This is a genomic window from Cesiribacter sp. SM1 (genome assembly GCF_020178975.1).
Classification (GTDB): Bacteria; Bacteroidota; Bacteroidia; order Cytophagales; family Cyclobacteriaceae; genus Cesiribacter.
The window spans coordinates 1-6,292 of record NZ_JAHXBU010000099.1 but is presented as its reverse complement, the minus strand read 5'-3'; the positions used below and the strand labels follow the sequence as shown (position 1 = coordinate 6,292).

At 52.4% G+C, this 6,292-nt stretch carries 1 protein-coding gene; it reads right to left on the bottom strand.

Features of this window, described 5'->3' with window-relative positions; genetic code table 11:
- The coding region (locus KWJ01_RS27740; protein WP_225000412.1) for a non-ribosomal peptide synthetase at window positions 1-6,292 on the bottom strand (6,292 nt) is incomplete at both ends.

Genomic DNA, 6,292 nt, shown 5'->3' with positions numbered 1-6,292 from the left:
AACCTGATCAGGGTCAGCCTAAGCAGGGGCGCCTGGCTGAAGTCAAAGCCCTTCTTCGCATCTGCCTCTATAAAAGCAGATAACTGCTCTGCCTGCTCGGCTGCTGATTTACCTCTGTAATCCAGCAGCTGGAAAGGTAGCACCACCGAATGATGCACACACTGTACAGGTATGCTCAACTCCTGGTGAAAGGAGCTCCTAAGTATGCTGTGCCTTTTTAGCAGGTATTCCCAGCTTGCTTTAAAAGTATCTACTTCCAGGCCAATAAGCCTGCAGTTAAGCTGCTCTATATAAGCTACAGAACTCTTATCGTAGAGGCTGTGGAACAGCAGGCCGCTTTGTAGTGGACTTAATGCGTACACCCCGCTTACCTGCTCCCGGAGCGTTTTTCCCCGCTGTGTTGTAGCCAGGAACTCCTCCAGCTCCCGGTAACCTACTTTTCTACCTAGTCCCCAGTCGGAGGGGGTAAACTGTGCGTATGCTTTCTGCTGACAGTGGGTTAGCAGCTCGCTTAATTTATTGCGGAAGTTTGCTGCCAGCTCCTGTATTGTTTCTGGCTGGTATTCTTTAGCAGAATATCGCCACACCAGCTGGAGCTGTCTGTTGCTGATGCTACCATTAACCTCCAGTTTGCTCTCTGCTTTTGTAGCAGGGCTTAGCTGATCACCGGAAGGTTCCCTGGCGGGGGCAAACCAGCTGCTGCTGTTCAGGGCATTGTCCAGCTGCCCTAGGTAGTTAAATATGATCTGCAGTGGACTTGCCGGCGAAAGGCCTGCCCTTACCTCTTCATCCGGATGCAGGTAACGGAGCGCACCCCAGCCCATGCCTTTATCGGGCACCTGGCGCAATTGCTCCTTTACCGACTGGATCACGGCAGAGGCCGGCAACCCTTCTTCCAGAGAAAGCAAGACAGGGTACAGGTTAGTAAACCAACCGATGGTACGGCTAAGGTCTATTGCTGAAGAAATATCTTCCCGACCATGGCCTTCCAGCCCAATCACTAGCTGCTGCTGTTTGCTCCATTCACCCAATGACTGGGCCAGGGCTGCCAACAGGAGGTCGTTGATCTGGGTATGATAAGCTGCATGGGCACCGCTTAACAGCGACTGCGTGAGGGCTTCATCCAGTATAAGGGTATAGGTCTGCTGATCTGCTGCCCGCCTGGCTTCGCTTAGCGCCCGGTCTACGGGAAGTGTAAACTCCGCCTTGGCCACTTTCTTCCAGTAATCCTGCTGGCGAATGGCCCTGGTCCTGGCATACTCCTGCAGGGCCTCGTGCCACTGGCGGTAAGAACTGCTCTTCTGGCCCAGCGCTACTTTCCTGCCGGCTTTAATCGCCTGCAGACTCTGCTCCAGGTCTTCCAGCAGTATTCTCCAGGAAACACCATCTACGGCCAGGTGATGAATCACCAGGAACAAGCGGTTGGCTGCTTCCGTTTCAGGGGTTTTTAGAAATACAATCCGTACCAGTTCTCCCTTTTCCAGGTTCAGGTGCTGCTGGTAAACGCTGCAGATCTCCTCTATCTTGTCAGAAAGCGCATGTGCTGCTACCTTTTCCAGATCTTCAATGGCTAATGCTGCCGCAAGTGTTCCATACGCCTGCCTCCAGGCACCCTCCTGTTTTGTATAGCGGAAACGCAGTGCATCATGACGGGCTAGTATGGCTTTAACAGCTTTATCCAGTACCTCTTCAGTTAGCTCCTTGCTTACTTCCAGCAGGAGAGACTGGTTGAAATGATGGGGCTCCTGCTGATCAAGTGCAAAGAAATGCTGCTGAATGGGCAGTAAACCTGCTGCTCCCTCCAGTACTCCCTGCTCTGCCGCTATGGCTGATTCCCTGGCAACTACGCCAGCAAGGGCTGCTATGGTCTGGTGCTCGAACACATCGCGTGGCTGGAAAGTAAAGCCTGCTCTCCTGGCCCTGCTTACCAGCTGTATGGTGATGATGGAATCCCCTCCCAGCTCAAAGAAGTTATCCTCCACCCCTACCTTTTCCACGCCCAGCAGCTCCTGCCATATCAGGGCAAGTTTTTCTTCTGTTTCAGTGCGTGGTGCCAGGTAGGTAGAACTTAGCTGCTCTTCAGCCCCGATATCGGGCAGGGCTTTTTTATCTACCTTGCCGTTTGCTGTAAGTGGTATTTCTGCTACCTCCACCAATATGGACGGGATCATGTACTCTGGCAGGATGGCTGACAGCTCCTTTTTGATAGCCTCCCTGTTGAATTTTCCGGCTGCCCGTATGTAAGCCAGCAGGCGCTTATGACCTCCTGCATCTTCCCTGGCCAGCACCACGGCCTGCTTCACGCCGCTACACTGGTTCAGCACATTTTCTACCTCGCCCAGCTCAATCCTATAGCCACGAATCTTAACCTGGTCGTCCATTCTTCCCAGGAATTCCAGCTCTCCATCTTCCAGCCACCTTACCAGGTCACCGGTTTTATACATCCTGGCATCTGCTTCCCTGCTGAATGGATCTTTTACAAACTTTTGGGCTGTCAGTTCTTCCCTGTTCAGGTAGCCTCTTGTTACCTGAACACCACCAATGCAGAGCTCTCCTGCCACACCCTGCGGCACCAGCCTTCCGGCCCTGTCAAGTACGTAGGCTTTCGTATTGGCAAGCGGTTTGCCTATCGGAATAAGGGTATGGTCCATGAACTGATCAGGCGCATACCTGATCTCTGTGGCAGTAACGGTGGTTTCCGTAGGCCCATATTCATTGTAGAAGTTTGCCCACTGATGCCAGGCGGTGGCCAGTGATGCAGGACATGGCTCACCACCGGCAATTACGTTTTTCAGATATTCATAATTCCCGGGCCTGATCTGCTGCAGCAGGCTTGGAGTGGCATGCAGGTGGGTTACCTGCTGCGCAATAAGCAGGTCCGTGAGCGCAGCCGGATCAAGCAGCACCTCCCTGGGCACCAGCACAAGGCTTGCCCCATTGCTAAGTGCCAGGAACATCTGCTCCACAGAAGCATCAAAAGTGTAATTAGAGATCTGCAGTATCCTGTCGCTTCTCTTTATGTGGTAATAGTCTCGCTGATGGTGTACCAGGTTTACTACTCCCTTGTGCTCTACCAGCACTCCTTTAGGCTTGCCTGTAGATCCTGAGGTATAGATAACGTACGCCAGGTTCGTGGGCTGAAGGATCACCGGCAGCTTCTCAGCAGGCGCTTCGGCAACTGTATCCCAATCCTTATCCAGCAGTACTAACTCCATCTCTGCTTTCACCGATACCAGCGCTGCCTGTTTACTGCCACAAACACAAATCCTGGCAGCGGTATCTTCCAGCATCCAGGCCACACGCTCCGATGGATACGTTGGATCAATAGGCACATAAGCACCACCGGCTTTCATAATACCAAGCAGCCCGATCATCATCTCTATCGATCTGTCTACACAGATGGGTACAAGGGTTTCTTCCCGCACCCCTTTTGCACGGAGATAGCGGGCAAGCTGGCCGGATTTTTGATTTAACTGCTGATAGGTGAGCTGTTGATCATTATAAATCAATGCAACAGCATCTGGCGTAAGATTAGCCTGCTCCTCAAACAGATCCACAAGTGTTTCCCCGGCTGGGTAGTTCACGGCAGTGCTGTTGTATTTTTCCAGCAGCAGCACCCGCTCCTCCAGGCTTAACAGCTCCAGCTCCGATAGTTTAAGTTCAGGCTGACGGATGATCTGCTCCAGTACCTGGGCAAAATGTAACTTTATCCGGGCAACAGTTTCTCGACTTATCAGACCTGGGTTAAAACCCCATTCAACTGATAGCTTTCTGCCGGTTTGCACCGTGATAGCCAGTGGATAATTGGTTTGCTCCTCCATCTCCAGGCTGTCAACCTTCAGCCCCCAGTCTTTAGAGAACACATCGCCTATCGGGTAATTTTCAAATACCAGCAGGGTATCGAACATGTCGCCCCTGATTCCCTGCCAGTTTTGTATGGTTGATAAAGGTGTATAGGCATGCTCTCTTGCCCCGCTGTGCCCATCCTGAAGATTTTTGAGCCATTCAACCACCAGCTGGCCCTCTTCTACAGGAGTATGCAGCGGAAGTGTGTTGATGTAAAGCCCTATTCTGGATTCTGCAGCAGGCAAATCTGTTGGCCGCCCTGCCACTGTTACGCCATACACCGGGTTTTGCTGCCCGGTATAGCGATACAGCAGGTAAGACCACACGCCCTGCACAAGGGTGTTGGCGGTTAAGTGCTGCGACTGGCCAAAGCGCTGCAGTTCCTCCTGCAGCAAATCCTCCAGCTCCCACTTTTCCTTCCAGTATTCATTGCCGCCCTTGTTGCGATCCTGACGGTTAGCAACGAATGGCAGCAGCGTAGGTTCTTCTACACCCAGCAGATAACCCTTCCAGAATTGTTCAGCAAGCAGCGCATCTTTTTTCTGCAGGTAGCGGATAAAGTCTTCATACTGGTCTACATCCTGCATGGCCAGTTCTATGTCCTGCTGCAGGGCTTCGTAGGTAGTTAACAACTCCTGCAGCAGAATTGGTAAAGACCAGCCATCCAGCAGCAGGTGATGATACGTCCACACCATCTGGTACACCTCTTCCCCAGATAGCCTGATCAGGCTAAGACGAAGCAGTGGTGCCTGTGTAAAATCAAAACCTTTTTTCTTATCGGCTTCCCTAAAAGCAGCAAGTTGTTTTTCCTGCTCCTCTGTGGATAGTTGGCTGAAATCGAGTACTGTAAATGGCAGCTCAACCGTTTCGTGCACACACTGTACAGGAATGTTCAGCTCCTGGTAATGGAAAGAGGTGCGCAAAATGCTATGGTTCCGCAGCAAGTTTTGCCAGCTTTGTTTGAACTGCCCAAGCTGCAGACCGGAGAAGCGGCAGCTCATCTGCTCTACATAGGCAACTGCATGTCCATCATAAACACCGTGGAACAACAAGCCTTCCTGCAGTGGACTTAGCCCGTAAACACGGCTTATTTGCTCCTGCTGCCTCTCCTGTAAAAACGTTTCCAGCTCTTTATAGCCTACTTTTCCAGTAAGCCCAAAATCAGAAGGCGTAAGCTGTGGCGTTTGCTTTTGCTGACAATGACTGATTAGTTCACGCAACTGATGGAGGAACTGTTCGGCAAGGGCCTCCACGGTTTCCTGTTCATACTGCTTACGGGAATAGCGCCAGCTAATACTTAGCTGGCCATTGGCAATGCTGCTGTTCACTTCCAGCTTGCTGCCTGCCTCATTGAGCGGACCAACCTGCCTGCCGGATGGCTCTGCTGCTTCCTGGAACCACTTACTGTTGCTTAAGCTGTTATCCAGCTGTCCCAGGTAGTTGAAGGTAAGCTGGAATGGTTTTTCGGTGGAGAGGCTTTGCCGCACCCCCTCATCCGGATGCAGGTAGCGCAGGGCTCCCCAGCCAAGGCCCTTGTCCGGCACCTGCCGAAGCTGTTCCTTCACCGTCTGTATCACCTCTGATGCCTCCTCTGCTTCTTTGAGCGAGAGCAGCACCGGGTACAGATTGGTGAACCAGCCGATGGTACGGCTGATGTCCAGCTGTGAAGAAAGATCCTCCCTGCCATGCCCCTCCAGCCCGATGACCACCTGCTGCTGGCTGCTCCAGCTGCCCAGGGTTTTTGCCAGGGCTGCCAGTAAGGTGTCATTGATGCGGGTGTTGTATGCCTTATTCACCTCCGTGAGCAGGGCCTGTGTCTGCTGCGCATCAAGGGATACCTTAACAGTCTGCTGATCCCCCACAAGAGAGGTTCCTGCCTCTTCCTTGTCTACAGGAAGTGTGAATTCTGCTCTGGCTACCTTTTTCCAGTAGTCCTGTTGACGAATAGCTTTGGTTTTAGCATACTCCTGCAGGGCTCCCTGCCATTGGCGGTAGGAGCTGCTCTTTGCGCCCAGCACTGGTTCTTTACCACTGCTGATCGCTTGCAGGCTCTGCTCCAGGTCTTCCAGCAAAATCCTCCAGCTTACGCCGTCTACGGCTATGTGGTGGATCACCAGGAACAGCCTGTTTGCTTCTTCTGCTTCAGGTGTTTTCAGCAGCACCATTCTATAGAGCTCGCCCTGCTCCAGTTCCAGGCTCTGCTGGTACTTTTCACAGCACGCCTCTATGCGGCTGCTAAGTTCTTCTGCTTTAACTGTAGTAAGATCTTCTCTGATCAGTGCCCCTTCCCCTGTTCCATATGCCTGCTGCCATACGCCTGCTTCCCTGCTGTAGCGGAAGCGAAGGGCATCATGACGGGCTACTATGGCTTTGACTGCTTTATCCAGTGCTTCTTCGGTGAGCTCCTTGCTTACCTTCAGTAGCAGCGACTGGTTGAAGTGGTTAG